This is a genomic window from Paenibacillus puldeungensis, from assembly GCF_042678945.1.
Lineage (GTDB): Bacteria > Bacillota > Bacilli > Paenibacillales > Paenibacillaceae > Fontibacillus > Fontibacillus puldeungensis.
On record NZ_JBHTLM010000023.1, the window covers coordinates 29,536 to 55,458 of the forward strand.

The following is a 25,923-nucleotide window of genomic DNA, read 5'->3' on the forward strand; positions in this document are numbered from 1 at the left end:
ATCCTTCCTTATTAGTAATTATTACGATTTAAAAAAGTGACAAATCTCCCTCGCGCTTACCGTACAAGGTAAAGTCAGCCAAAGTCACAATAACCTGAAAGCTCCTAGTCTCCTCCGCCGAAAGTTTAACCTACTTGGCTAATTCTTCAGCGGAAATCCAAGGTAGTGGATTCGGGAAAGAAGCCCAGTTCATCTCGAGTTCCTCGTCACGGAGCAAACATTGATCGAGCTGCTGCTCAATTTGCGAACGGTCCATATCGATCCCGATAAATACGATTTCATTCATGCGATCGCCCCAGGTCGGATCCCATTTTTGCAGCACTTCAGGCTCATTCATAAATACTTCTTCACGCTGTTCCCCGGGAAGCGCCGCAACCCAGTAACCGGCTGGCCCAAACTGGATCGAGGGGCCCGCTTGGCTGATACTAGCCGCCATATCGTCTGCTGTTGCGATCCAGGCGATACCTTTGGCCCGGACAACGTCCTCCGGCCAATCCCTCATAAACCGAGCCAGTCGTTCAGGATGAAAAGGACGTCCGCGTCGGTACACAAATGAGCCGATGCCATATTCCTCTGTCTCCGGCGTATGGTTTGCCTGCTCCAGTTCCTTGATCCAGCCCGCCGACATACTGGCTTTTTCAAAGTCAAACAATCCAGTATTTAAAATGCTTGACGGATCAACCTGCCCCTTCATGGCTCTGATAAATTTAGCAGTCGGCTGCAGCTTCCTCAGCACGCCTTCCAATTGATCCAGATCCTCACCATTCACCAAGTCGCATTTGTTCAAGACCAACACATCGCAGGTTTCGATTTGATCGATCAGCAAGTCGACCACGTCACGGGTATCCCCTTCTCCGGTTGCCTGACCTCGCTCCATTAACGTTTCTCCTGAAGAGAAATCATGCCAAAACCGATACGCATCTACAACCGTGACCATGCAATCCAGCCTAGCAAGCGCCGTTAAATCGATCCCGGTATCCGCATCGGCATAAGTAAACGTCTGAGCAATAGGTACTGGTTCACTGATTCCGGTCGATTCGATTAGGATATAATCGAACCGTCTTTCCGCCGCCAGCCTCTGCACCTCCCTAAGCAAATCGTCACGCAGGGTGCAGCAGATGCAGCCATTAGATAGCTCAACCAGCTTCTCCTCAGTTCTGGACAAGTTGCCTTCAGCCTCCACGAGGTGGGCATCGATGTTGATTTCGCTCATGTCATTCACGATTACAGCTACCTTCATTCCATGGCGATTGTTAAGAATATGATTGAGCAGTGTTGTTTTCCCGGAGCCTAAATATCCACTGAGTACGGTGACAGGTAACGGTCTCTGCTTATCTTTCATTTGATTCATTTGATTCAATCAGTTATCCCTCTTTCTTATTCGTAATACTTACGATTAACATTCAATACTATATCTTCCTGCTCACAGGTTTGTCAACGAAAAAATGAATTTATCCGTCTCGATGACCTTCGGTTCTGAATCGCCGCGCATGTTAATAGTTATGATTATGATTTAGCCAAGCCTACTCCAAAAGCTGGTAAGGAGATGACCATGAACAAAGTTGCCTTATCCCGCCTGCTGCCCATACTTGTTCCCGTTGCTTTCGCTCTAGCCTGCCTGACGGTCCTGCTTCCAACCCTACTAAAGCAGGTCAATATGGAGGCTTTGCTAACGTTCAAGACAAGCTTCATCGGGATCCTTCTTGAAGCACTACCCTTTGTGTTAGTCGGAGCCCTATTGTCTTCACTTTTGCACCTGTTTGTGTCCGAAGAGACACTACGGCGGTGGATTCCACGTAATCCTGTGCTCGGCATTCTATTTGCCTGCGTGCTGGGGCTGATCTTCCCGGTCTGTGAGTGCGGGATGATTCCCTTAATTCGCCGCTTCATTCAAAAAGGAATGCCCCTGTATATTGCCGTTGTCTTCATTTTGTCCGGGCCGATCCTGAATCCGGTCGTTTTCAGCGCTACCTATATGGCGTTCCGTTTTTACCCCGAAATGGTGTACGCCCGGATGGGGTTAGCCTTTGTCGTCGCAGCCGTAATTGGAATAATTGTCTATGTTACGTGGAAAGACAACCCGCTGAAGCTCACCTTCTCACAGGGGGTGGATGGAGAGCGTTCGCTGCACACACCAGAGCATGCGGGTAGTAAACTAACATCCGTGTTTGTCCACGCAGCGGACGAGGTGTTCGAAATGGGCAAATACTTGCTTATCGGCTGTATGCTGACCGCAGGCATCCAGTCATTTGTCACTAAGGAAAGTCTTGCGGCGATTGGCGGCGGCACGGTCAGCTCTTATGTATTTATGATGGGGTTTGCTTTCTTGCTTTCCCTCTGCTCCACCTCCGATGCTTTTGTGGCGTCCACCTTTATGCAGACCTTCTCGAGTGGCTCTCTGCTCGCCTTTCTCGTGTTTGGACCGATGCTTGATTTCAAAAACGCACTGATGCTGCTTTCGGTGTTCAAAACAAAATTTGTAGTTTACCTGGGCTTCCTTATCTGTACGATCGTATTCACGGGCGCGGTAATCGTCGACAAACTGCTGCTGTAAAATTGTCCATTGAACGAAGGAGGTGATATCCCCATGAACCATCCCCGAGTTATCCGTGCCCACTATTTTGCTAGGTCGCTCGTTTTACTTGGATTCGCTCTGTTCATTGCCCATTTGTCCGCATCGGACTCTCTGCAATATTACATCGCCCCGCGCATGAAGCCGTTCATTCGCTATAGCATCATCCCGCTGGTCATCATGTCTTTGGTTCTAGTCTATCAAGCGATGTTTGGCAAATCGTCCAAACTTTGCGACTGCGAGCGTCCTCTCCCGGTATCCGGCTTCAAAAACAGCGTTACCTACGGTTTGTTCCTACTGCCGCTTGGCCTGGGCATGCTGCTCCCCAATCAAGCAATGGGCAGTGCAGCCGCCGCCCAAAAAGGAATGAGTCTAACGTCTCCGATCTTGGCGGCTGAACGAATAGAGCAATTTTTCCAAGCTCCGGATCCTTACAATGTAGAGTTCACGGAGCTTGCCAAACGGCTCTACCCCGAGAAGGTGATTGAGGTAAGGCCAGAGATTTTCTCCGAAACGATCGGTGCGATCGAGCTGTTCAAGGAGAAGTTCCGGGGAAAAAGCGTCAAGCTCAGCGGATTCGTTTACCAAGAACCCAAAGTAGTTGGCGGCCATAATGAGTTTATCCTCGGCAGATTTCTTGTCTTGTGCTGTACGGCCGATGCCGCGCCATTCGGCGTGGTTATCACCTCCATGCAGCCGCTTGAAGGGATCGGCAAGGATAGCTGGATCGAAGTCGAGGGCACGATTGAACCGCAAACCCGCCAAGGCAAGGAGATCATTACCATAGCGGCAAGTCACATCCGGGAGATCCCCCATCCGAAGACGCCCTATGTATACCCGAACGGCGATTCGGTAAAAGCGTGGGGAAACCGGTAAACGCTATTCATTTTGATGGTTTATTTCAGAGAGGAGTTACTAATTATGCAGACTTTCGAGAAGGTACCGGTTATCATTTTAAGCGGATTTCTAGGCAGCGGTAAAACTACCCTTTTACTGCGCATGCTTGAGGAAACAGCCAAGCGTCAACTTCGCCCGGGCATACTGATGAACGAAATCGGCCAGAGGGACGTTGATGGTGAATGGGTCACCCGCTCCTCTGCAGAGGTCATCCCTATGGAAAAACTGCTGGACGGCTGTATTTGCTGCACGAAAAAATCCGAAATCCAGGGAGCCATTCGAAAGCTGCTGGACACCAAGCCCGACCTTCTACTGCTTGAGCTAACCGGCGTTGCAAATCCAGAGGAAATCGTGGATCAGCTCACCGAGCCGGGTTTGATTACTCGCGTCTATCTGCACCGGGTCATCACCCTAATCGACGCCGAGCATGCGCTGGAGTACAACAGCATTTTTGCCTCCGACAAGCAGCTCGTACGGACGCTTCGCGGCCAAATTTCAACTGCCGACGAGCTCATCATCAATAAGACCGACCTTGTCCCCCCAACGCATAACGGCAGAGTGACAGAGATGCTTCGAAAATATAACCCGGACGGGCGGATTCATTATGCCGTGAAGGCGAACGTGTCCCTAGCGCCCTTTTTCCAGGGAATGAGAATGATTCGGCAAAATGTCCAGTCCCTCGCTCAAGTCAGTACAGCAAGCCGTTCGGCCCATATTGAGAGTACCGCTGGTTTCACTGCAAATACAAAATATCGCGCTTCGTATCGAATCAGTCCTACGGCGATCAGCCAACCCGTGGCGACCCCTGCCCCCAGAGAATCAGCAGCCTCATTTAGCCGAATCGCTACGATTTGCCTGCCCTTAACCGGACCGTTGACGGTTTCGATCAGCAAACTGGAGCATTTTATCAAAAAATGGGGATCCAGCCTGCTTCGGGCCAAAGGATATGTCCAATTTGCAGGACCTACTCAAACGCATATGCTTCAATATTCAGGGAAGCGCTTCGTCTGGGAGCCCAGTTCGTTTGGAGGTCCCTTTTATATCGTATTCATCGGCTTTCAACTGGATGAACAGGCTATCCTTGAGGAATGGTACCTACTGTAAACTTACTCTTAGCCTATGATAGATGTCGCTTTCTCCCCCAAACTTTTCCAATATAATTATAAGTATGGATTGAAGACCCATCGAAATATAAATCTCATACTATAAAAGTCTGAAAAGGGGGAACGAAGTAATGAGCACATTGATCGTATACGCGGGAAAATACGGCTGCACAGAGAAATGCGTCAATGCGTTGACCTCACAGATCAAAGACCCGGTTGAAGTCATCAATTTGCATCACGATACGGTTCCTGAACTTTCCAACTATGATTGCGTTATCGTCGGAGGCTCGATCTATTTCGGTCAATTCCAGAAGGCTTGCAAGCAGTTTTGTACGGATCATTTGCTTGACTTGAAGCGCAGAAAGCTTGGCCTGTTTATCTGTAATGCTGCCTACGAAAATACCGAGCAGTTTCTCAAGGAAGCTTATCCGGCCGAACTGTTGGAGCATGCAACGGCTAAGGCCGGCTTTGGCGGGGAGCTGAATCTGGAAAACATGAGATTTCTGGATAAGTTTCTGGCGAAAATTATCACCAAATCGGCGCAGAAGGAAAACAAACCGCTCCCTTCTATTCATTGGGATGAGGTGGAGGCTTTTTCGGAGACGATGAATTTGCATTTGGTTTAGCATAAAAGCCTTGTAGCTTAGCTGCGAAGGAGAATAACGATCTCGGGCCGCTCCCAAATGCGAATGTAAACTCCCTATTTTCATAGAATTATTTCTTATTTTGGCGCACTGAAAGGCTTTCCAACTTCAAAAGTAAAGCCAGGGGTGCTCCGATCATCTAAAATGACTTGGAGAACCCCTGGCTTATTGTTCTTTCATTCGGAAAGGTTGAAATCAATCAGTTCCGTTCAACGGTAATCCATCCCTCATCATCCATGCTCACCGTAGCTCCCAAAGCTTCGGCCAGGAAACGCAGCGAAACATAGGTCGTTCCATCCTTATTCACAAATACAGGCTTGGTTAACGTAACAGACTTGCCTCCTACCGTGGCTTGTTTAGAGCCGGCTGTAAGCACGATTTCCTCTCCGGTCAAGTCGTTAACGACCACGAGCCGGCCTGTTCTTTCAGACCATTTTACTTCGGCATCCAACTGCTCCGCCAAATCGCGAACCGGTATATAGTACGTATTGTCTTTATGGATTAGGCCGTAATAGTCGCTTAAGGAATCAATGACGATCGATTTGTGCCCGAGCTTCAAATCTTCCTTCAGCACTTTATACAACGGCGTAACCGCCTCGAAATTGCGCAGAATTTGTCCTGGCGTTACCTCTTCACTCGACATATCCAGCGTACCTGCTTTGGTGTCAACCTGATCGATTGTAATATTACCGCCATGATTCCACAATTCGCTTTCACTGTGAACCTTTATCGCCGTAATCGGCAGGTCAGGCGACGCTGGAAGGGCGATATTCAAATCCATTTTCTGTTTGCGAATATTCAGCTTACCGTCGAAATACACATCCAGCTTGAGAACTGTATTTTTACCCAAAACCGTAGACAGCTCCGGAGTATCAGCCAACAAATCAGCGACTTCCTTATCGTAATTGCTTAATAGTTTATCAAGCTCATTCTTGAATTCAGTGTAAATTTCATCTACGGCCGCCTTCTTGGAATCCGGAGCAATTTCCGGAAGCTTCTCATCCCCACGCAGCTCATTAATGGAATTCATCATCGGATAGAACGTATCGTAAAAAGTACCCAGCAGCTCCTTCAAGCCTTGCTCATCCTTTGCGATACTGCTCAGGAACGGCTTGATCAATCCGATCAGCTCGTCGCCGCGAATTTCAACGTGCAGATTCGTCAAACTAAGCGATTCGCCATTTACCTTCTCCTGGACTTGGCCCGCCGTTACGACCGATGGGTTAGGAAAATGCTTCAATATGAATTCGGCTGCTTTTGTCGTGAAATTCTGTATACCTTCCTCGTTCATGTTCAGCTGAGGGTACCCCAGGCCTGCTGCATCAAGGGATATGTATACTGGCTGCTTGGCCCCTTCGACTTGAAGCGCAATCCCTTTGGTATCCATAGACATTAGGAACGGAAGCTTATTTCCTTTAAAATCGACCGAGCCTTTCATGGACACATTTTTGCCGTCCTGTACTTTGGCGCTGTCAATGTTTAGCGCTAATGAATTAATGAGTTCAATTGCAGCTTGATCTTCCTTGTTCAAATTTCCGGCAGCAGGTACGACCTCAATGGACAACTTTTGCTTCGATTCACTCGATGTCGGCTTAAGGCTGCCAAGAAGCGCCTTGCTCACGTCAAAGCCCGATACCGCCTGACATCCCGCAAGCGCAATCATAATAAAAACTAAAGGGATGGCCAACCATTTTGTTTTTCGCACTCATGTTCCTCCTTAAGATGAATTTATTTCATTATCATGAACATGGAGCGTTTTGTAAATAAGAAATCGGTATCATTTGGATACGAATTTAACAATAAATTAACATTACGTGTCCCCCTTTCTATTTTTTATTCCGCAGGTCGGCATTTATGTTATAATAGCTTGGTGCTACCAGCTGTTTGCGCAGCTGATACACCCAATTGAAGAAGATCCATACAGCCTGTGCCTGAACATCGCATATGCCGTATGGGAGAGGTTCGCGAACTCCCTCTATAAAAAACTATATCCGCCCCGCCTTCAAGGGGGTGTTCTTTTTGCTACTGGAACACTCGCTGGCGACTGGGCTTTGTTTTTTTATGACCGGTTCAAGAACTCTCTTTCTTCTACGAGATGGAAGGCTAAAGGCCTCCAACTACAATTTCAAGAAGACGGAGGGTTTTTTTATGTTAAAAAATGAAAAAGCGATTGTCGTATTCAGCGGCGGTCAAGACAGTACAACCTGCCTGTTCTGGGCCCTTCAGCAATTTGGCGAGGTTGAGGCTGTGACCTTCAACTACGGACAGCGCCACAAGCTGGAGATTGAATGCGCCAAGGAAATCGCCAAAGAGCTGGGCGTTAAGCATACCGTTCTCGATATGAGCCTGCTTGGACAGTTAACCCAAAATGCGCTAACCCGCTCCGATATGACGATTGAACAGAAAGACGGCGAGCTGCCCAACACGTTTGTAGATGGACGTAATCACCTTTTCTTAAGCTTTGCGGCGGTCATGGCCAAGGGCATCTCCGCTAAACACATCGTAACCGGCGTATGCGAAACCGATTTTAGCGGTTATCCCGATTGCCGGGACGTATTTATTAAATCGCTGAATGTAACGCTGAACCTCGCGATGGACTACGAATTTGTCATCCATACTCCACTCATGTGGATCGATAAAGCCGCAACCTGGAAGCTGGCCGATGAGCTTGGCGCCTTCGATTTTGTTCGTGAGCGTACGCTTACGTGCTACAACGGCATCATCGGAGATGGCTGTGGCGAATGCCCGGCCTGCAAGCTGAGAAGAGCGGGTCTTGAAACCTACCTTCATTCTAGAGAGGGGTTCGGAGCTCAATGAATATGACACCAGGCGAATTTCGGATCGTCGAATCGCTGCAGAAGCTAGGGAAAGACATTGCGAAGGACCAGTTAAGATATCACCGCCGCCGGGTGCTCGTCAGCAAAGAATTCACCTTTGATGCCGCCCACCATTTGCATGCATACGAAGGAAAATGCAAAAACCTGCACGGTCATACGTACAAAGTCGTGTTTGGCATCAGCGGCCTGCCGGACGAGATCGGCATGACCGTTGATTTCGGTACGATCAAGGAAATTTGGAAAAAGGAAATCGAAGTCTATCTGGACCATCGATATATCAACGAAACACTTCCCCCAATGAATACAACGGCTGAAAATATGGTCGTATGGCTGTTTGAGCGGATGGAAACGGCACTTCAAACGGAGCCTTATTGCACTTCTGTGCTGGAGGGTCGAACGGAATTCGTCCGCCTTTACGAGACGCCGACCAGCTATGCGGAAGCCAGACGGGAGTGGATGATCGATGAGTAGCCGTGAACTGAAGATTCCGGTTCTGGAAATCTTCGGGCCAACCGTCCAGGGTGAAGGCATGGTCATCGGGCAAAAGACGATGTTCGTCCGTACCGCCGGCTGCGACTATCGCTGCTCATGGTGCGATTCCGCTTTCACTTGGGACGGCAGCGCCAAGGAGGCGATTCGCCATATGAGCCCAGAGGAGATCAGGGACGAGCTTAGCCGCATCGGCGACAGCCGCTTCTCCCACGTGACGATCTCCGGGGGGAACCCGGCCCTGCTACCGCAGCTGGCAGCCCTTGTGGAGCTGCTGCACGCCGAAGGCATAACCGTAGCCGTCGAAACTCAGGGCTCGCGTTGGCAGGACTGGCTCGCCGTGATCGATCAGGTAACGCTCTCTCCCAAACCGCCCAGCTCCGGCATGGATACCGACTGGGGAATGTTGGACGATATCGTCGCCAAATTATCGAGCCGTCCTCACCCGCTTTCCGTCAGCCTGAAGGTTGTCGTCTTCGACGGCGATGACCTTGATTACGCCAAACGGGTCCACATCAGGTACCCTGATGTAGCCATGTATCTCCAGGTGGGCAATCCTGACGTGAAGCGGATGGACATCAGCCAGCATGCCACCGATCTGCTGCACCGTTATGAGGCGCTGATCGAGGACGTTGTCGCATCACCGGATTTGAACAATGTACGCGTGCTGCCGCAGCTGCATGCCCTTGTATGGGGCAATAAACGCGGAGTATAAACTAATAAACTTCTAATAAGGAGGGCCCGCCATGGCCGGAAGAAAACGCGAAGAAATGCAGGATGTCACGCTGCTGGGCAACCAAGGCGTAAAATATCCTTTTGATTATGCACCCGAAGTGCTTGAAAGCTTTGATAATAAGCATCCTTACCGGGATTATTTCGTGAAGTTCAACTGTCCCGAATTTACAAGCCTTTGCCCGATCACGGGCCAGCCCGATTTCGCCACCATTTATATTAGTTACATTCCCGACGTCAAAATGGTTGAAAGCAAATCGCTGAAGCTGTATCTGTTCAGCTTCCGCAATCACGGTGATTTCCACGAGGATTGCGTCAACATCATTATGAACGACCTGATCAAGCTGATGGATCCGAAATACATTGAGGTTTGGGGCAAATTCACCCCACGGGGCGGCATCTCTATCGATCCATATTGCAACTACGGACGCCCTGAGACCAAATATGAAGCGATGGCTGAGCATCGCCTGCTCAACCATGATATGTACCCGGAGAAAGTCGATAACCGATAGTCCGAAAGGTCATATTTTCTGGTAAAATACAGGTAGAATGAGAGGAACGAATCCGAAGGGAGAGGTTCGTATCATGAAGCCGAAGGTGTTTATAGCGAGACCGGTTCCGCCTGAAGTGGAAGCCTATATCGGGAAGCACTGTCATTACAGCAAATGGGACCGGCCCGAACCGATCCCTCGCTCCCATTTGCTCGAAAGCTTACGTGACGTAAACGGGTTGCTTACTTCCGGAGGCAAAATCAACAGCGAACTGCTCGACCATGCTCCCCATTTGCAGGTTGTAAGCACGATGAGTGTCGGCTACGACAACTTTGATTTGGACGCTATGCGGGAGCGCAAAATTCTGGGCACCAATACTCCCTCCGTACTGAACGATACCGTGGCAGATCTGATTTTTGCGCTGATTCTGGACGTTGCCCGCCGCGTCAGTGAGCTGGATCGTTATGTGAAGGATGGAAGTTGGAAGCGCGGTGACGTTGAAAGCCTATTCGGGCTTGATGTGCACCATAAGACGCTTGGCATCATCGGCATGGGAGAAATCGGCGAAGCCGTCGCCCGCCGCGCCAGACGGGGCTTTGAGATGGACATTCTCTACCACAATCGCAGCCGCAAACGCCGGGCAGAAGCCGATCTGGACGCTGTGTACTGCTCTTTACAGCAATTACTTAAGGAATCCGACTTTGTCGTTCTCATGACCCCGCTCACGCCGGAAACAGTAAGGCTAATCGGCGAACGGGAGCTATCGCTGATGAAGTCTACGGCTGTGTTCATTAACGCCTCCAGAGGAGCTACTGTAGACGAAGAAGCCTTGCTATCTGCATTGCAGAACAAACGCATATACGGCGCAGGGCTTGATGTGTACGAGCGCGAACCCATTGCCCCCGGTCATGCGCTGCTTAGGCTGCCTAATGTCGTCACTCTTCCGCACATTGGCTCAGCAACCCATGAAACTCGCTATCAAATGGCCATGATGGCGGCGGAAAACCTGGTTACCGCTCTTAGCGGACACACTCCTCCCAATCTTCTGAAAGAATTGAGTGTATAACGACCTGATACAAAAAAACAGCGCGAGTTTCAAGAGCATAAAGCTCCTGTACTCGCGCTTTCTTTTTAGCCTAAACGGTTAGATTTCATCTTGGTCCATCAACGAAGTAGGATCGGTGTCGCCAAGCTTCCCCGCCTCCGTATCGGCCAGCAATCGCTTCAGCCACTTCAATTCGGTCTTCGCGTGTTCGTATTGGCCAGCCATCAAATGCAGCACGCTGCGCGGAACAAGCCCCTGATGCTCCTTATACACTCTACGGGAGAAATCGACCTTGAACTCGACCTCCCGTATTCGCTCCCGCAAAATCTCGGCGATTTTCTCCTGATCCCCTCGGGAGGCAAAAACTAGTGCAATATGCAGCGGATTATACACCGGTGCATCTTCCTTGAAACGATCCAAAAGCAGCCTATGAAATTGTTCCTTGCCGCTGTCCGTAATCCGATAGACCGTTTTATCGGGTTTTGAAGCGCTATGGATCGTTTCAACCGCTTCAATAAAGGAATGCTTCGCCAGTTGATCCACCGCATAATACAGTGAGCCAATTTTGAACTTATCCTCATGGTCCAGGAAACGCTCACGCATTCGGACCATAATCTCATAGGGATGCAAATCTTCCTCCAGTAGTAATCCCAAAATACACAAACGAATGGATAAAGCCTTCATACGGCCTGATCACCCTTGTTGCTTCATCGGATTGCCGGCTTTGCGGACGATCCGGTCATTCGGCATAAGAAAAACGACCAGTACCGCGCCAACAAGCGGAACTAAAGCCCACATAAAGGTATGCGCGATGGAGGAAGACAACGCATCGGTAATTTTATCAAGAATTTGCGGAGGGATGAGTACCCGCTTTTCCGGACTCAACGCTTCCCTTGTATCGCCAAACGAATGCCCTGCCTGCCCCATCCCTTTAAAGGAAGCAGCCAAACTGTCGTTCATAAGATTCCGTTGAATAATACCGAAGATCGTAATCCCCAGCGTCATGCCAAGACTTCGCAAGAAGGAGTTTGTCGACGTTGCCGCACCGCGCTGATGCATGTCGAAGTGATGTACAGCCGCCATACTCAGTACGGAGAATGAGAATCCAACTCCGAAGCCAGTGAGAATGCTGTAGAGCGTAAGCAAGTAGCGAGGGGTATCGGTTGTTAACGTACTCAGGGCAAAAATTCCCCCGAGAAAGCTAATGATCGAGACCACCATGATCGTCCGATACGACAGCTTGGAGCTTAACATCCCACCCAGCATACTGCTGACTACGGAACCAATCATCATCGGCATCAGAATGACTCCGGAATTGGTCGCCGAACCGCCAAAAACACCTTGAACAAATATAGGAATGTACACGGTGGCTACAATAAACGTGCTGCCGTAAAACAATGCCAGGATGCTGCTTGTAGAGTACAGCCGATTTCTAAACATCCCAAACGAGATGACCGGCTCTTTTGCCCTTAGCTCCACGATCAAGAAAGCGATGAACAGTACGGCAAAACCGGCGAACAATCCCAAAATGGCGCTGGAGTCCCAAGCATATTTCTCACCGCCAAGTTCAAGGGCAAACATCAGGCAGACGACTGCACCAACCAAGGTAAAAGCGCCGGCCCAATCGATTTGTTGTTTCATATGCGAAAGTGATTCCCGGTAGTTGGAAATAATCAACAGCAACGAGACGATTCCGATCGGGATGTTGATGTAAAATACCCAATGCCAGCTGAGCGAATCGGTGATAAACGCCCCGAGAAGCGGCCCAAAAATGCTGGATGTACCGAAGACGGCTCCGAGTAAACCCGTCATTTTCCCGCGCTGTTCCAATGGGAAAATATCGTAAATGATTGTAAAGGCAATCGGCATCAAAGCTCCCCCGCCAATACCTTGAATCGCACGGTAGATGCTGAGCTGAACAATGCTATTAGCAATACCGCAAAGCGCAGATCCCAGCATGAACATGATGATCCCGAAGATGAAAAATCTTTTCCGCCCATACATATCCGACAGCTTGCCGAATATCGGTGTTCCCGCCATAACGGCAACCATATAGGCTGAGGTAACCCAAACAAATTGCTCCATTCCTCCAAGATCCGAAACAATGGTTCCCATTGCGGTCGTCACGATCGTGTTGTCCATGGCCGACATTAAAATCGCCAGCATCAGGCCGATCAATATTACTTTCGTATTATCTTTTTTTTGTAGCGTTGACATATGTTCTCCTTTACCTTATTCAAATTTGAATATGAAGCTATTTTATTGTAGTTAAATCATATGGAAAAGTAAACCACCGTAAGTAAAAAAATTTGTGGTATATTGAACCCAATACTTGGAAGTAAACTGTCTCTTCTTGCAGCAATCCTTTATAATGAAATGAGAAATTCATGAAAGGAAGTTTTTTCAAATGAATCACAAGTGGAATGAACTGGAACGCAAAATGCGTGAAACCGGCATTAACACCGTATTAATCACCGATCCTAAGCATGTATATTACCTGACCGGTTTTCTAAGCAACCCCCATGAGCGATTTCTCGGTGTCGTTTTCCAATCCGGAAATGAACCGTTTCTGATTGTGCCAGCGCTTGACGAAGAAGCGGCTCGAGCCGCGTCAAGCATCCAAAAAATCATCACCCATCAGGACACGGATGACCCTTATCAACTGCTTAAAAGCCAGCTTAAAGGCCCGCTAGGGACAATAGGTTTAGAGAAAGAGCAAGTGACGGTCGCCCGCTTTGAACGTCTACAAGAAACGTTGTCCTTCTCCAGATACATGGACGTAGGTCCGTGGCTCCGCGAGCTTCGCTTACGTAAGAGCGAGGCTGAAATTGACAAAATGAAGCTCGCGGTGAAGCTCATTGAACAGGTGCTTACCGAAACCTTGCACAAAGTCAAAGAAGGCGTCACCGAAAACGAACTTGTTGCCGAAGTTGAATTTCAAATTCGTAAGCTTGGCGCGGATGGCCCTTCCTTTGATTCCATGGTCTTGTCCGGTGAAAAAACTGCTTTGCCGCATGGCGTACCCGGGTCAAGACAAATCCGCCGCGGCGATCTGTTAATGTTCGATATCGGGGTTTACAAAGATGGCTATGCCTCCGATATTACCCGCACGTTTGCCGTTGGTGAATTGTCGGAAGAGTTGACCCGAATTTACAACACCGTGCTTGCTGCCAATAAAGCAGCAATCGCCGCGATACGTCCAGGCGTTACCTTCGCTTCCATCGACAAAGCTGCTCGTGATGTAATTGAAGCAGCCGGATATGGTCCTTATTTCATACACCGATTAGGGCATGGTCTCGGTATCGATGTTCACGAGTTTCCTTCCGTCCATGGGCAGAATGAATATCTGTTGGCCGAGGGCAATGTATTTACAGTTGAACCCGGCATTTACGTTCCTGGGGTCGGCGGTGTACGTATCGAGGACGATGTGCTCGTCACCTCTTCCGGCGTAGAAGTACTTACTACGTATCCTAAGCAGCTCATGAATATATGACATAATATGTTATATATCGGCCTTTAAGTCCTATTTTTAGGGCTTGAAGGCCGATTTTTTTTGGCCCTATCCCCCCTGATTTAAAGAAAAGTGGAGTGAATATGTAAAGAAAGCCAAAAAAAAGTACTTCTTTGTTGTTTTCAACGGGGATTTTTTCCTATAGAATGTTACTTATGAACCATTGGTTAAAAAACAGAATCCATGGTTTTCATATGAAGTAATAGACATAAATCACTATTCTAAAGGGAGATTGGGGGAGGATTTCCATGTTCAAAATCAGTCGCTCCATCAGCCGCAAATTTATGGCAACCTATGCGGCGGTCATCGTGGTATCATCTTTATTATTCAGTGTAAGCTTTAATTACATCGCCATGGGAATCATCAATCAAAATGTGCTTCCGCAGTTTGATAAGGTCCTGTTGACCAGTACTCAGGACATATACAAACAGCTGGACACCACCCAATCCCTACAGCTTTTGAAGGGACAGGAAAATTCACGTTTTACCGTAGAGACCTATTTAACGAAGAGCACCAAAGACTTTAAATTAAACACCGCCTACCTGCTTCATTTACAGGCAGATTCCGCTACTGTCCTAGCAACAAATGAGAATTCTGGTATGAAGGCGGGGGACAAGCTCCAGACTATCGAGGCGATGAAGAACACTTCCAAAGGCGGAGTGCAAATCAGTGATCTTTATTCTGACAAGTATGGGTCACATAAAACGGCTTATATCGCAATCCCCGGCAGTGAATTGCTGCTGGCTGTAGGTCTTGATGCTACTTTTATTGAAGAGAAGCGGAGCGAAATCTTTTGGATTTGTAGCGCAATTACGGTATTTGTCATTGTCGTCGGTCTTATCGTCGCATACATAAACAGCAGCCGCGTCACCAAGTCAATCAAGAAGCTGGTAGCAGTTACCGAAAAAATGGCTAGTGGCGATTTTCGCCAAAACATTGAGGTTGTCGGTCATGATGAAGTCGCACAATTAGCCAGTGGCTTCCGTACGATGTCGAATCAGCTTAAAGAGATGTTCTCTAAAGTCATGGAAACATCTCAAACCGTTGTGAGCGGCTCGGATCACCTGGCGAAATCAGTTACTACCTTCGAGGACTTGATCACCCGCTCTAATGCAGCCACGCGTGAAATTGAATCAGGGAGCATAATGATTGCCTCGGCTGCGGCGGAGAATGCACGAGCCATGGAGGAAATTTCTGAAGGAGTTCAGCACATTGCAACCTCTTCTGCAGAGGTTACCGAACGGATCGGTCAAGCCGCCAAGGAAGCTGGAGATGGCAATGACCTTGCACAAACCGCAGTGCTGCAAATGCAGCAGGTTGAAGATGCTGCAGATCAAACCCTGACGCACATCCGTGTTTTGAACGAACGCTCTGAATCCATTGCGAGTGTGGTCGGAACGATTACTGAAATCACGAAGCAGATTAATATTCTTGCCTTAAACGCTGCGATCGAAGCGGCTCGAGCCGGTGAAAACGGCAAGGGATTTGCCGTCGTGGCCGAGGAAGTGCGGAAGCTGGCTGAGCAATCGCGCCTCGCCATGGAAGAAATCGGGGAATATTTGCTGAGCATTCGCGAGGAATCGGAAAACTCTGTCAACGCTATGCACCGCGCCAGTCAAGAAATTGTGTCCGGTACCGACCGGGTAAAGAAAGCTGGGCTTGCCTTCGAACAATTAACCCGGCTCATTGACAATATCAATTTGACGATCCAATCTGTATCCGCCTCTACGCAAGAGGTGTCCGCCGGTACGGAGGAAGTCACCGCCTCTGTAGAGGAATCGGCAAACATTACAGCCAAATCGCTTGAGAACATGGAACAAATTTCGAAATATTCCGAGCAACAGCTCAGCGAAATGGAATCACACGCCAAAACAGTTCGCTCGCTGCATGAGCAAGCTTTGTCCCTAAGAGAGTCCATTGGGAAGTTTCAAGTGTAGCTGGCACAATTGCTGATTACCAGTAGAAGACGTACTCCATGCACCGAAGCCGGTCAAGGGAGTACGTCTTTTTTGATACATTATATATTTGCGTTTGAGCCCTACACGCCAATATCTGATAGTTCAAGCGCAGTCTGGCAGCTATCCTTCTTACTCTCCGGTTTCCTCCAGTACGCCCCGCTCCCCGGCAGATCATCAAACCATGCGGCATCGTCCGGGCATTCTAGCACCATAAACTTGCCGTATTCGTTATCGCGGGATTGGTGATACTTCAAATAGGCTTGACCGTTTTCAATCGCCAATATCTCTATTTTGCCCGAGGCATGACTCATGGATAGACGAACGCGTTTCCCAAGCCCTGAAGTTCGTGCTTTGGCTTCCTCCACAAGGCTGTATGCCCGTTTAAGCGGGATAACAAAATCAGAGTTTCCGGCCACTGGGCGGTTGATGAAAAAATAATACGGTGTCACGCCTGCCCAAGATAAGCGGTCTAGCAGATCTCCTAGAACGGCAGAATCATCGTTAATGCCTTTAAGAATTGGTGTTTGATTAACGACGATCGCTCCGGCATCATGCAGCGCTTGAAAACCACGTACGGCCTCCGGCGTAATTTCGCGGGGATGGTTAATATGAGCCATGACATAAATCCGCTTCTCCACGCTCGAGAATTCCTTGATTAGCTCGAGCAGCTCGGGATCTTCGTAAATGCGCATTGGATTGAACACCGGAATTTTGGAGCCGAGGCGTATGATTTTAACATGCTCGATGGACCGTAGTTTCTCCAGTATGGTACGAAGCTTCTTTGTGGCAAGAATGAGACTGTCGCCGCCAGTCAGAAGTACATTGTTAATTTCGGGGTGGTTAGCAATATACTCAATGCCTGGAGTCACGTCGGACATCGCTTCCTTCACATCATTGCGGAACAGCCGTTTTCGGAAACAGTATCGACAGTATGAACCACATACCTCGGACACGATTAACAAAGCAGTTGTCCGATATTTGTGCTGGCAGCCAGGAACAACATAATTGGCGGCTTCGTCGGAGGCATCCCAGCGCCCATACTCCTTGAGTTCTCCCGTGTTTGGGATAACCAGCTTGCGGATCGGATCCTCAGGATCATTCCAGTCAATGAGTTTCAGATAATAGTCGTTTGCTCGAAATACGAATTTGTCGGTGATGGGACGTAGTTCTTCACGCTCATGTTCGAATAACTGTTTCACCTTTTCAATGTCGGTAATAAACTTGGGCTGTGCCATGCTCGATCTCCTCCTTTGAATGTGACGATTCGTAATGAAGAGAAGCGAGAAACCAATCGCAGTGAATGATATAGCACTCCGCCTTAATTTCGCGGTGAGAGGTCTTATAAAAAAACAAAAAGACCCTATAAAAAGGGTCAATGATGGATGACTGAAAATATGAGGAATTATGACCCATCCACTGCAAACGAGGTTAGCTGACGGGCTCGGGAAAGATGGATCCCTACGTTCTGATGTAAACGATTCGCCCCAATGATTGGTTCCCCCGCTTTTCGACTTTACTCATCGAAAACTAAGCGTATTATTATGTTAACTCAAATTTGGAGGCGTTGTCAAAGTTTGTTGTTAAGGTCGCGTATCACCGAAACAAAATCACTGCGAAAAGGAGCAATAAGACCTCCAGTCCTTCGTTCAATGCCCCATAGGTATCGCCGGTTAATCCGCCAAGTTTTGCGTTTATGCGGCGGGCTGCCCAGGTCCCCATCCCCCAAGCAAGTATAGGGTGGAGCAAAAAATAGAAGAGCAGCTGCAGCCAGGGTAGCTCAGTCCCTCTCCCCACCAAAGAGATTTCTGCCAGCAGCATACCTGATGCCGATAGCAGGAATGCGAGCACGCCAGAATGGACAGCAGCACGGGTTTCAAAACCCTGAAAATGACTAGCTAGGCCTTCACCCTGCCGGGCCTTAGGCCATGTCCGCATCGCCCAAGTCATGAACCATCGGCTCCATACTGGTGCCGTCATGAAGGCCAGCCCGGTGTAAAAGGGGCCTTTTTCCAGCAAGGAGACAATAAGCGACATTTTGAGAAGTAGCAGCAATACGCAAGCCATTACTCCCATCGCACCGACTCGGCTATCCTTCATAATTTCCAGCATTTTATCCCGGGATCTATAGCTGAGCAATCCGTCGGCGGTGTCCATCCAGCCGTCCAAATGAAGCCCGCCGGTAATCCATACCCAAACTACGAGTGTCAGGACCGCAGCAGGGAGCGCAGGGAGCGCCAAAGAGAATATAGCGGCTGCAGCCCAGATCAGTAATCCGATCACCGCTCCCACAAGCGGATAGTACTTTGCGCTTCTGCGCAGCAGATCGGGCGTAAAATCGAGCTCCACACGGATCGGAAACCTGGACAAAAATTGAAAGGCAGCTAATATCGGACGATCCTTCCGGCTCATAATCGATACTCCCTGCTTTTTAATTCAATGGGAATTCCGGCAGTAACGAGAAAAAACTGATCCGAAATGTCGGCGATTGTCTGGTTCAGCATTCCTGCTAAATCACGGTACAGCCTTCCTAACGGATATTCCGGGACGATCCCGCTTCCTACCTCATTGGTTACCAGAACAATGGTACCTGGAAAAGCAGCGACAGCAGAGGCAAGACGGTCGATCTCCTGTTTAACGACTTCGGTAGAGGAAGAAAACTCCTCGGACTCGGCACTAAGCAACACGTTCGATAACCAGAGGGTCAGACAGTCTACAAGTACATAGGGATGGAGATGGGGATGGCCATCCGGTAATGCCGAAGCTTGATCCTTTCCCAGTTTGGATACCAGATCCGGTAAATGCAAAGGCTCCTCGACCGTTGTCCACGGATAGCCGCTGCTCTCCCTCTGCTGCCGATGCAAAGATATGCGGTTTTCCATCTCCTCATCGAAAGCTTGTCCGGTAGCCACATATACCGCGGCCGGAGCATGCTTCATGCACCAGCGTTCAGCAAACGTACTTTTTCCGCTTCGGGCACCACCGGTCACCGTAATGATCATCGGTTCTCCTCTTTGGGCTCGCTTGCTGAAGAAACTCCGGCACTTTCAAAGGTGGCCATCTCCGCCATAATCCGGCAAGCCGCATCAACGAGATGAAGAGCCAGTACCCCGCCTGTACCTTCACCTAGCCGCATATCTAAATGCAGCATCGGCGCAAGTCCCAGCTCCTGCAGCAGCGAACGGTGCCCCTGCTCATGGGATAAATGCGAGGCGATCATGTAACCCGCTGCTTCAGGTGCAAGATTCCGGGCCACAAGCGCAGCTACTGTGGATATAAATCCATCGATAACGACTGGGCAACGATTGGCCGCGGCCCCTAAAATAATTCCGGTTAGACCGGCGATTTCCAGCCCCCCCACCTTGGCGAGAACATCCAGCGGATCAGCCGTATTTGGCCGGTTTTTCTCCAGAGCCCGCTTAACAACATCCACCTTATGGCGCAGCCGCTCATCGTTCAGTCCTGTACCTCGTCCTACGCTCTCCTGAGGAGAAATACCGGTAAAAGCGCTCATTAAAGCTGCGCTCGCTGTCGTATTCCCGATTCCCATTTCACCGGTTACAAAGAGGTTAACTCCCCGTGATACTGCCTCTTCGACAAGGCTCACTCCGGTCAAGATGGCTTCCTCCGCTTCCTCGCGGCTCATTGCAGCTCCTTTGGCCATATTGGCCGTTCCATACCGAACTTTGCGCTGAATCAGTGCCGGATGTGTCATTTCTGCATTTACTCCAATATCGATACAGAGGACTTCCGCACCGGCTTGACGTGCCAGAACGTTCACCGCCGCACCGCCTGCTAAAAAATTATGTACCATTTGCGGGGTAACCTCCGCTGGAAAAGCGCTGACTCCTTCCTCACAAACCCCGTGATCGGCCGCCATCACCATAACTGTTCGCTGCGGGAATGCATTTGCCACTTTTCCCGTGATGCCCGCAAGTTTGACGGCAAGGGCTTCTAGCTTACCTAGGCTTCCTGGTGGTTTGGTTAACCGATTCAAATGTTCTTCTGCGGCAGCCATCGCCACCTTATCCAGCGGTTTAATACTGCTGACCAATTCTACAATAGATTGTTCCATTTATGATTGCTCCTTTTATATGGATTTTACTTCAACTTCTATTTCTCTATCGCCCGTTGTAGCAGCAGCTGCGGGGTTTTCGTATCCGGGTGGACGACCAAATGCGATTTCACCCCGAATACTTCCTCAATCATCTTCTCGGTAAGAATCTCATCCGGTGGACCCTGCGCCACAATTCCCCCCTCGCTGATCACCAGCAGTCGGTCACAAAACAAAGCTGCGAGATTTAAGTCATGTAAAACCGACACAACGGTAAGTCCATCCTGCTTCTGCCAATCCGCAATTAGCTCCATAAATTGAATTTGATAACGAAGATCCAGATAGGTTGTCGGTTCGTCGAGCAGCACAAGCTCGGGCTGTTGGGCCATCACTTTACCAAGTGCGGCTCGCTGCCGCTGTCCTCCGCTTAGCACGCTTAGCGGTCGATCCGCCAGCTCCGTTAGCTCCAGCTTTTCCATAATCCCCTCAACCAGGCGGACATTATCTTCGTGCTTCTCGCGTCCCCGCCAGTCTTGATAAGGAAAACGCCCCATCTCCACGACTTCACGAACCGGGTAAGCAACCCGAGGCAGCCCATCCTGCTGCAGAACGGCCATTTTCCTTGATAACGATTTTCTTGTGTAGGAGGAGAGGGGAGCACCCTGCAGCATAATCGATCCAGCATCGGGCTGCTCAACGCCGGAAATGAGGTTAAGCAGCGTCGTTTTGCCACTGCCGTTTGGGCCGATCAATCCCCAAAACTCCCCTGCCTGTACACGCCAATAAACATCCTTAAGAACATGTTGGCGGCCGTAAGCTTTTGACACTCCAGTAATTTCGATCAACGCAGCAGTTCCTCCTCCCTTTGTTTCTTTTTCCGATACAACAAATAGCCGAAAAATGGCGCTCCAACGAAGGCCGTTACAATACCAAGCGGAATTTCCGTCGGGGCGAGCAGCGTTCTAGCTGCCAAATCGCTCCACATCATAAAGATTCCTCCACCGAGCGCAGATAGCGGTATGATCAGACGGTAATCAGGTCCGGTAATAAGCCGAATCATATGCGGAACAACAAGACCGACAAATCCAATCACCCCGGACACCGATACGGCGGCCGCCGTCATTAGCGTCGCAACGATCAGGACACTGAGCTTGGTTCTTTCTACGGCAAGGCCTGTATGGGCTGCTTGTCGTTCACCTAAGGCCAGCAAGTTCAGCGTTCTGGCCCGGCTCCAAAGAAATACCACTCCGATCAGCAAATACGGCAAAAGGATGGCCGTATACGACCATCCACGCAAACTTAAGCTGCCCATCGTCCAATATAAAATTTCATTCACCGTTTTCTTGGACATCGCCGTTAAGAAGGAAACGACCGCGCCAAGAAACGACTGCATAACTACACCTGATAAAATCAAACTTTCAATCGGAATCTTGCCGTTTTCCCGAGCCAGCCAGATGACGATCCAAAGCGTCGCTGCCCCGGTCACGAAAGCTACAGTCGGAAGGGTAAAGATCCCTAGCCAAGAAAACTGCCAGCCAAAAAAGATAAGCACCGCCGCACCAATGGCTGAACCGGAGGATACGCCAAGGGTAAACGGATCGGCAAGCGGGTTACGCAGTACTCCCTGAAATCCGGCTCCGGCAACCGCCAGCGAAGCGCCTACCAAAAGGCCGAGCAACACCCGTGGAAGGCGTACCTGCATGACGATCTGCTCGGAGGATACGCTCCAATCGGCGTGAATCAAGTGGCTAAGTCCAGGTATACGATGAAGTAAAATGAGAGCGATGTCTTGAGCCGGCAGCGAAACAGAACCAAAGCCAATGCATAGCAGCAGCGTAACGGCTAGCAAGATGATTCCAATCGCTCCGTACCCGGCAAGCTTACCTCTTATCATGGCTTGATCAAGTCCGGGTATATCGCCTTAGCTACTTCGATTAACCCCTTCGTTAAGCGAGGTCCTGGTCGGCTAAGCAGGTTATCGTCAAGGGCAATGACTTGATTTTCCTTAATTGCGGTAATTTGATTCCAACCGCTGCGCCCCTTGATAATATCCGCAAGCGTCTTATTCTTGTCGTCAACAACGCTCTTTGCATATAGAACGACATCCGGGTTCGCTTTAATGATATTCTCCTCATTAATTTCGCTCCACCCTTTAACGTCGGAGGCCACATTAACGCCACCCGCAAGGGCAATCAATTCGTCCATAAACTCCCCTTTGCCGACCGTCCAGCCTGGAGAAAACTCAATGTATACTTTTTTCTTCTGATCCGCGCCAAGCGATTTAACGGCATCCGTCACCTGATTGAGCTCTTGCTCCATCGATTGAACCGTGGCTTCAGCCTCAGCCTGACGGTTAGTAATCACTCCCATCGTTTTGATGTCCTCCATGACATCCTTCACGGTTTTCGGATGGGATTGGAACACTTTTAGTCCCAAATCAGTCAAGCTTTTAACGGTAGCTTCATCTATTAGATTGCCCACAACGACGAGATCCGGCTGAGCGGCAACGACCGCTTCAACGTTTACTTTGAAGCCACCCATTTTGGGTTTGCTCTTCGCCGCTTCCGGATAGTCATCCACATCGGAAACCCCTACGATTTGCTGGTCGAGTCCAAGCGCGAACAAAGTCTCCGTTTCAGATGGAGCGAGCGTGACGATTTTTTGAGGCGCGCTCTCGAACGTAAATTCTACCCCGCTGGAATCCTTGAGGGTGAGCGGATATACCGTTTGCTTTCCTTGCTGATCGTCGTCAGTCTTCGCAGCTCCGCCATTCTGCTCTTGCTGGGTTGATTCCTTAGCCCCATTAACTTCTTGCGCTTTTCCTGCATTATCGGATCCACAGCCAGCTACGGTTAAAAGCACCAAAACCAGCAGTCCGATCGCCCATATTTGTTTCCATGTTCTCATCATCTAAAGCCTCTCTCCTCTGCTATAGCGGTTTTCTATTTCAAGAACGCCTGAGTCAAAGCGATACTGCGATGCAGCAATCAGTACCTAGCAATCAATCCAAAATAAGAAACAAGAAAGCCCCTAATCCTTAAGGATTAGGGGCACGTCTACAAAGCCGATAGCGGCACTAGAAAATTCAAATTAAATGTCCAGTTGCGGCTATGGTATCTAAGCAGAGCGTTATCCTTTCCTCGAAGGACCGTCTTGGATTCCCGTGGGCAGGTCTCCTGACTCCAGGTTATTGATGTTCGCTCGCCTTCCCATCCCCGGCATTTGTGGGCAACAGTGGCATCATGAGCTCATCCCTGGTTACAGTGGCGGGACCGTGCCGGACTTTCACCGGCTTCCCTTTTAACCCAAAGCAGACGACACAGCCGCTGCTTCAGGACCTACGGGCACTATGATTCGCTTGAATATGGCATTACTCTCACTAGGATTATAGGGGAAAAGAGGAAATCTTACAATGCCAAACCTTTCCTGTTGAAACTAAACTTACAACATTACAGATGCCGGGATTTACAATCTCTGCGGACAATTAGCGCAGCCTTTTGACTTCATCATAAGACATTTCCGTGAGATTTGCCCAGTATCGCTTAGGCATATGAGACATCTGCCGCCGAGGACTAATTCTCTCCTTGATCGCAACCGTGTCGTAAAATTGCTTCCACAACCGTCGGTATGCCTTCTCTTCTTCACCAGGCTCCGGCAACACAAATTCATCCACTTCCAAAATGTCCGTCAGTCCGGTCTTACGAGGTCCACCAGGCGGCTGATGAACTAGCGCTTTTCTGTGTGTTTTGTCGTAAATCAGGAAAGACTCGTTGCGGAAACGTTCGCAGAAATGGTCGGATAAAATCGGCAATACCTCGTTTTTCGGTTCAATAACGGAAACTAAAACATCGTCATACACCGAAAACCGTACAAACCCCGTAAACATGTGACTTTCATGATTCAGCTGCTGCACTGCTCGCTGGAGCAGGTGAACCGTATCGTCTGCCAGCATATCCATCACAGCCTTACCATGCGTAAAACCCAGCCGTAAAAAGCGGAGTATTAGCACTTCCTTCTGCTCCGCACATGTCAAAAATCCTTCCCTTACGAACCTCTGAGCCTCAGATGACACCTTGATTCCAATGGCTCGGTACACCCTCTCGGCTTTCTCCAGATTCGTATCAACCCACTTCGTGGGAAAAAGCAAATACTGTTGTTCATCTCCGGACTGAATATCAATGGGAATCTCCTTCGACGCATAGCTTTCGAACACGCAGGTCATCAGGCCATCGAAGCTGCCGTCATAGGCATAGGCTAAATCGCTCCGCCAAGCCATTTGATCACTTCCTCTCGCGGTGTCCCGACTGGCTCCACCACATCAAACAGACTAAGCTGTTCTACGCGCGGCTCCGTGGAATACATCTTCATTTCCCGATCGGACAGAAGCGACCGCAGAATCATGTTCTGGTTCACTTTCAAGCCTTCCAGCGATCTTCCCCCACATGTGATAAAATACTGGGCTCGTTTCAGGACGACTCCAAGTTTCTTCAAAGCGGAAAAATCCAATACTCCCGTCTTTCTGGCTTGTACAATCCGCTTCGCACTGCGAACACCAACACCTGGGATGCGGAGCAATTGCTCATAAGGAGCCTTATTAATCTCCATCGGAAAACGCTCCATATGATTAAGCGCCCAATTACATTTGGGGTCGATCATCGGATTAAAATTAGGGGTTCGCTCGTCAAGCAGCTCGCTCGCGGAAAAGCCGTAAAAGCGCAACAGCCAATCGGCCTGATAGAGCCGGTGCTCGCGAAGCAGAGGAGGCTTGCTTTCCAGAGCAGGCAGCAGTGAATGCTCCACAACCGGCGTATAAGCAGAGTAAAACACACGCTTTAAGCTATATTTCTTGTACAATGCCTCGGTCAACGTCAAAATCTTGTAGTCGCTGTCCGGCGTAGCGCCGACGATCATCTGAGTGCTCTGCCCTGCAGGGACAAATTTCGGAGCATGCTGGTATTTCACGATATCGGTGCAATTCTCCCTAATTCCTTCCCGAATCACCTGCATCGGTCGCAAAATGGACTCCTTGCTCTTGTCGGGAGCAAGCAGCTTTAAGCTTTCCTGGGAAGGAAGCTCAATATTGACACTCATCCGGTCAGCCAGCAGGCCCAAACGTGAAATCAAAGCCGGATCGGCACCGGGAATGGCTTTGACATGTATGTATCCGTTAAACTGATAGCGCCCTCTAAGAAGGGTCAGCGTATTGATCAGCAATTCAGCGGTATAATCGGGGTTTCGGGCGATGCCGGAACTTAGAAACAGCCCCTCTATGAAATTGCGGCGATAAAAATTCATCGTCAAATCGGCCAGTTCCTCCGGCGTGAACATGGCCCTCTTTGTATCATTCGATTTTCGGTTTACACAATATTTGCAATCAAAAATGCAGCTGTTGGTGAACAGCACTTTCAGCAGCGATATGCATCGTCCGTCCGCAGCAAAGCTGTGACATATGCCGAATGACGCAGCACTTCCCATTCCGCTGCCGGTATTCTTCCGGTCAACGCCGCTCGAGGAGCAGGACACGTCATATTTTGCAGAATCGGTCAAAATGGTCAGTTTCTCGTAGACATTCATAGCGCACACGCCTCCTATG

24 protein-coding genes and 3 riboswitches are annotated in these 25,923 nt (G+C 49.4%); of the genes, 11 read left to right on the top strand and 13 right to left on the bottom strand.

From position 1 onward, the window contains the following. Window positions 1-130 precede the first annotated feature (130 nt). Window positions 131-1,351, bottom strand: a complete 1,221-nt coding sequence (locus ACFQ3W_RS22215) for a GTP-binding protein (protein WP_379321425.1) — start codon at window positions 1,349-1,351, stop codon at window positions 131-133. Window positions 1,352-1,552: 201 nt separating this feature from the next. Between ACFQ3W_RS22215 and ACFQ3W_RS22220 the strand changes: the two genes are divergently transcribed. From ACFQ3W_RS22220 to ACFQ3W_RS22235, 4 genes are all read left to right on the top strand, one after another. Continuing rightward, on the top strand, window positions 1,553-2,554 hold the full coding sequence (locus ACFQ3W_RS22220; protein ID WP_379321426.1) for a permease: 1,002 nt from the start codon (window positions 1,553-1,555) through the stop codon (window positions 2,552-2,554). A gap of 33 nt (window positions 2,555-2,587) precedes the next feature. After that, on the top strand, window positions 2,588-3,448 hold the full coding sequence (locus ACFQ3W_RS22225) for a TIGR03943 family putative permease subunit (protein WP_379321427.1): 861 nt from the start codon (window positions 2,588-2,590) through the stop codon (window positions 3,446-3,448). Window positions 3,449-3,493: 45 nt separating this feature from the next. After that, a complete protein-coding gene (locus tag ACFQ3W_RS22230) occupies window positions 3,494-4,573 on the top strand; it encodes a CobW family GTP-binding protein (protein WP_379321428.1) in 1,080 nt (359 codons plus the stop codon). A 130-nt stretch (window positions 4,574-4,703) separates the two neighbouring features. Further along, the gene (locus ACFQ3W_RS22235; RefSeq protein ID WP_379321429.1) at window positions 4,704-5,198 is read left to right on the top strand and encodes a flavodoxin domain-containing protein; all 495 of its coding nucleotides are present in this window, start codon (window positions 4,704-4,706) and stop codon (window positions 5,196-5,198) included. Between the two features lie 217 nt (window positions 5,199-5,415). Here the strand turns inward: ACFQ3W_RS22235 and ACFQ3W_RS22240 are convergent, their stop codons facing one another. Further along, window positions 5,416-6,921 carry a copper amine oxidase N-terminal domain-containing protein gene (locus ACFQ3W_RS22240; RefSeq protein ID WP_379321430.1) on the bottom strand — a complete coding sequence of 502 codons (1,506 nt, stop codon included), beginning with the start codon at window positions 6,919-6,921 and terminating at the stop codon, window positions 5,416-5,418. A gap of 246 nt (window positions 6,922-7,167) precedes the next feature. Further along, window positions 7,168-7,211: riboswitch (PreQ1 riboswitch) on the top strand. A 153-nt stretch (window positions 7,212-7,364) separates the two neighbouring features. Here ACFQ3W_RS22240 and queC point away from each other — a divergent pair. The 5 genes from queC to ACFQ3W_RS22265 are packed head-to-tail and all read left to right on the top strand — an operon-like array spanning window position 7,365 to window position 10,831. After that, complete coding sequence (queC, locus tag ACFQ3W_RS22245) at window positions 7,365-8,033, top strand: 7-cyano-7-deazaguanine synthase QueC (protein ID WP_379321431.1); 669 nt, start codon at window positions 7,365-7,367, stop codon at window positions 8,031-8,033. Next, window positions 8,030-8,524, top strand: a complete 495-nt coding sequence (queD, locus tag ACFQ3W_RS22250) for a 6-carboxytetrahydropterin synthase QueD (RefSeq protein ID WP_379321432.1) — start codon at window positions 8,030-8,032, stop codon at window positions 8,522-8,524. Before queC ends, queD begins: the two co-directional genes overlap by 4 nt. Then, the gene (gene queE / locus ACFQ3W_RS22255; protein ID WP_379321433.1) at window positions 8,517-9,257 is read left to right on the top strand and encodes a 7-carboxy-7-deazaguanine synthase QueE; all 741 of its coding nucleotides are present in this window, start codon (window positions 8,517-8,519) and stop codon (window positions 9,255-9,257) included. The genes queD and queE overlap by 8 nt, the downstream gene beginning before the upstream one ends. 31 nt (window positions 9,258-9,288) lie before the next feature. Continuing rightward, window positions 9,289-9,786 carry a preQ(1) synthase gene (gene queF / locus ACFQ3W_RS22260; RefSeq protein WP_379321434.1) on the top strand — a complete coding sequence of 166 codons (498 nt, stop codon included), beginning with the start codon at window positions 9,289-9,291 and terminating at the stop codon, window positions 9,784-9,786. A gap of 37 nt (window positions 9,787-9,823) precedes the next feature. Then, a complete protein-coding gene (locus ACFQ3W_RS22265) occupies window positions 9,824-10,831 on the top strand; it encodes a 2-hydroxyacid dehydrogenase (protein WP_379321435.1) in 1,008 nt (335 codons plus the stop codon). Window positions 10,832-10,909: 78 nt separating this feature from the next. Here ACFQ3W_RS22265 and ACFQ3W_RS22270 read toward each other — a convergent pair whose 3' ends face one another. Both ACFQ3W_RS22270 and ACFQ3W_RS22275 read right to left on the bottom strand, forming a co-directional pair. Further along, a complete protein-coding gene (locus tag ACFQ3W_RS22270; RefSeq protein ID WP_379321436.1) occupies window positions 10,910-11,494 on the bottom strand; it encodes a PadR family transcriptional regulator in 585 nt (194 codons plus the stop codon). A 9-nt stretch (window positions 11,495-11,503) separates the two neighbouring features. Then, window positions 11,504-13,027, bottom strand: coding sequence for an MDR family MFS transporter (locus ACFQ3W_RS22275; protein WP_379321437.1), 1,524 nt, complete (start codon window positions 13,025-13,027; stop codon window positions 11,504-11,506). Window positions 13,028-13,217: 190 nt separating this feature from the next. Here ACFQ3W_RS22275 and ACFQ3W_RS22280 point away from each other — a divergent pair, with 190 nt between their 5' ends. Both ACFQ3W_RS22280 and ACFQ3W_RS22285 read left to right on the top strand, forming a co-directional pair. Further along, entirely contained in the window at window positions 13,218-14,303 is a 1,086-nt protein-coding gene (locus ACFQ3W_RS22280) for a M24 family metallopeptidase (protein ID WP_379321438.1), read from the top strand. A gap of 266 nt (window positions 14,304-14,569) precedes the next feature. Next, a complete protein-coding gene (locus ACFQ3W_RS22285) occupies window positions 14,570-16,258 on the top strand; it encodes a methyl-accepting chemotaxis protein (protein WP_379321439.1) in 1,689 nt (562 codons plus the stop codon). 101 nt (window positions 16,259-16,359) lie between these two features. Here the strand turns inward: ACFQ3W_RS22285 and ACFQ3W_RS22290 are convergent, their stop codons facing one another. From ACFQ3W_RS22290 to ACFQ3W_RS22330, 9 genes are all read right to left on the bottom strand, one after another. Further along, a complete protein-coding gene (locus tag ACFQ3W_RS22290) occupies window positions 16,360-17,514 on the bottom strand; it encodes a KamA family radical SAM protein (protein ID WP_379321440.1) in 1,155 nt (384 codons plus the stop codon). A 167-nt stretch (window positions 17,515-17,681) separates the two neighbouring features. Further along, a riboswitch (cyclic di-AMP (ydaO/yuaA leader) is annotated at window positions 17,682-17,823 on the bottom strand. 49 nt (window positions 17,824-17,872) lie between these two features. Then, window positions 17,873-18,688 (bottom strand): adenosylcobinamide-GDP ribazoletransferase, encoded by an 816-nt coding sequence (gene cobS / locus ACFQ3W_RS22295; protein WP_379321441.1) that lies wholly within the window; start codon window positions 18,686-18,688, stop codon window positions 17,873-17,875. Further along, window positions 18,685-19,278, bottom strand: a complete 594-nt coding sequence (gene cobU, locus ACFQ3W_RS22300; RefSeq protein ID WP_379321442.1) for a bifunctional adenosylcobinamide kinase/adenosylcobinamide-phosphate guanylyltransferase — start codon at window positions 19,276-19,278, stop codon at window positions 18,685-18,687. Before cobU ends, cobS begins: the two co-directional genes overlap by 4 nt. Further along, window positions 19,275-20,351 carry a nicotinate-nucleotide--dimethylbenzimidazole phosphoribosyltransferase gene (gene cobT, locus ACFQ3W_RS22305; RefSeq protein WP_379321443.1) on the bottom strand — a complete coding sequence of 359 codons (1,077 nt, stop codon included), beginning with the start codon at window positions 20,349-20,351 and terminating at the stop codon, window positions 19,275-19,277. The genes cobU and cobT overlap by 4 nt, the downstream gene beginning before the upstream one ends. Before the next feature lie 38 nt (window positions 20,352-20,389). Continuing rightward, window positions 20,390-21,175 (bottom strand): ABC transporter ATP-binding protein, encoded by a 786-nt coding sequence (locus tag ACFQ3W_RS22310; RefSeq protein WP_379321444.1) that lies wholly within the window; start codon window positions 21,173-21,175, stop codon window positions 20,390-20,392. Further along, window positions 21,172-22,224, bottom strand: a complete 1,053-nt coding sequence (locus tag ACFQ3W_RS22315) for a FecCD family ABC transporter permease (RefSeq protein WP_379321445.1) — start codon at window positions 22,222-22,224, stop codon at window positions 21,172-21,174. The genes ACFQ3W_RS22310 and ACFQ3W_RS22315 overlap by 4 nt, the downstream gene beginning before the upstream one ends. Next, complete coding sequence (locus ACFQ3W_RS22320) at window positions 22,221-23,237, bottom strand: ABC transporter substrate-binding protein (protein WP_379321463.1); 1,017 nt, start codon at window positions 23,235-23,237, stop codon at window positions 22,221-22,223. Before ACFQ3W_RS22320 ends, ACFQ3W_RS22315 begins: the two co-directional genes overlap by 4 nt. 242 nt (window positions 23,238-23,479) lie before the next feature. After that, window positions 23,480-23,687, bottom strand: a riboswitch (cobalamin riboswitch). Between the two features lie 127 nt (window positions 23,688-23,814). Next, a complete protein-coding gene (locus ACFQ3W_RS22325) occupies window positions 23,815-24,606 on the bottom strand; it encodes a TIGR03915 family putative DNA repair protein (RefSeq protein WP_379321446.1) in 792 nt (263 codons plus the stop codon). Beyond that, window positions 24,585-25,904 carry a putative DNA modification/repair radical SAM protein gene (locus ACFQ3W_RS22330; protein ID WP_379321447.1) on the bottom strand — a complete coding sequence of 440 codons (1,320 nt, stop codon included), beginning with the start codon at window positions 25,902-25,904 and terminating at the stop codon, window positions 24,585-24,587. Before ACFQ3W_RS22330 ends, ACFQ3W_RS22325 begins: the two co-directional genes overlap by 22 nt. Window positions 25,905-25,923: the final 19 nt, after the last annotated feature.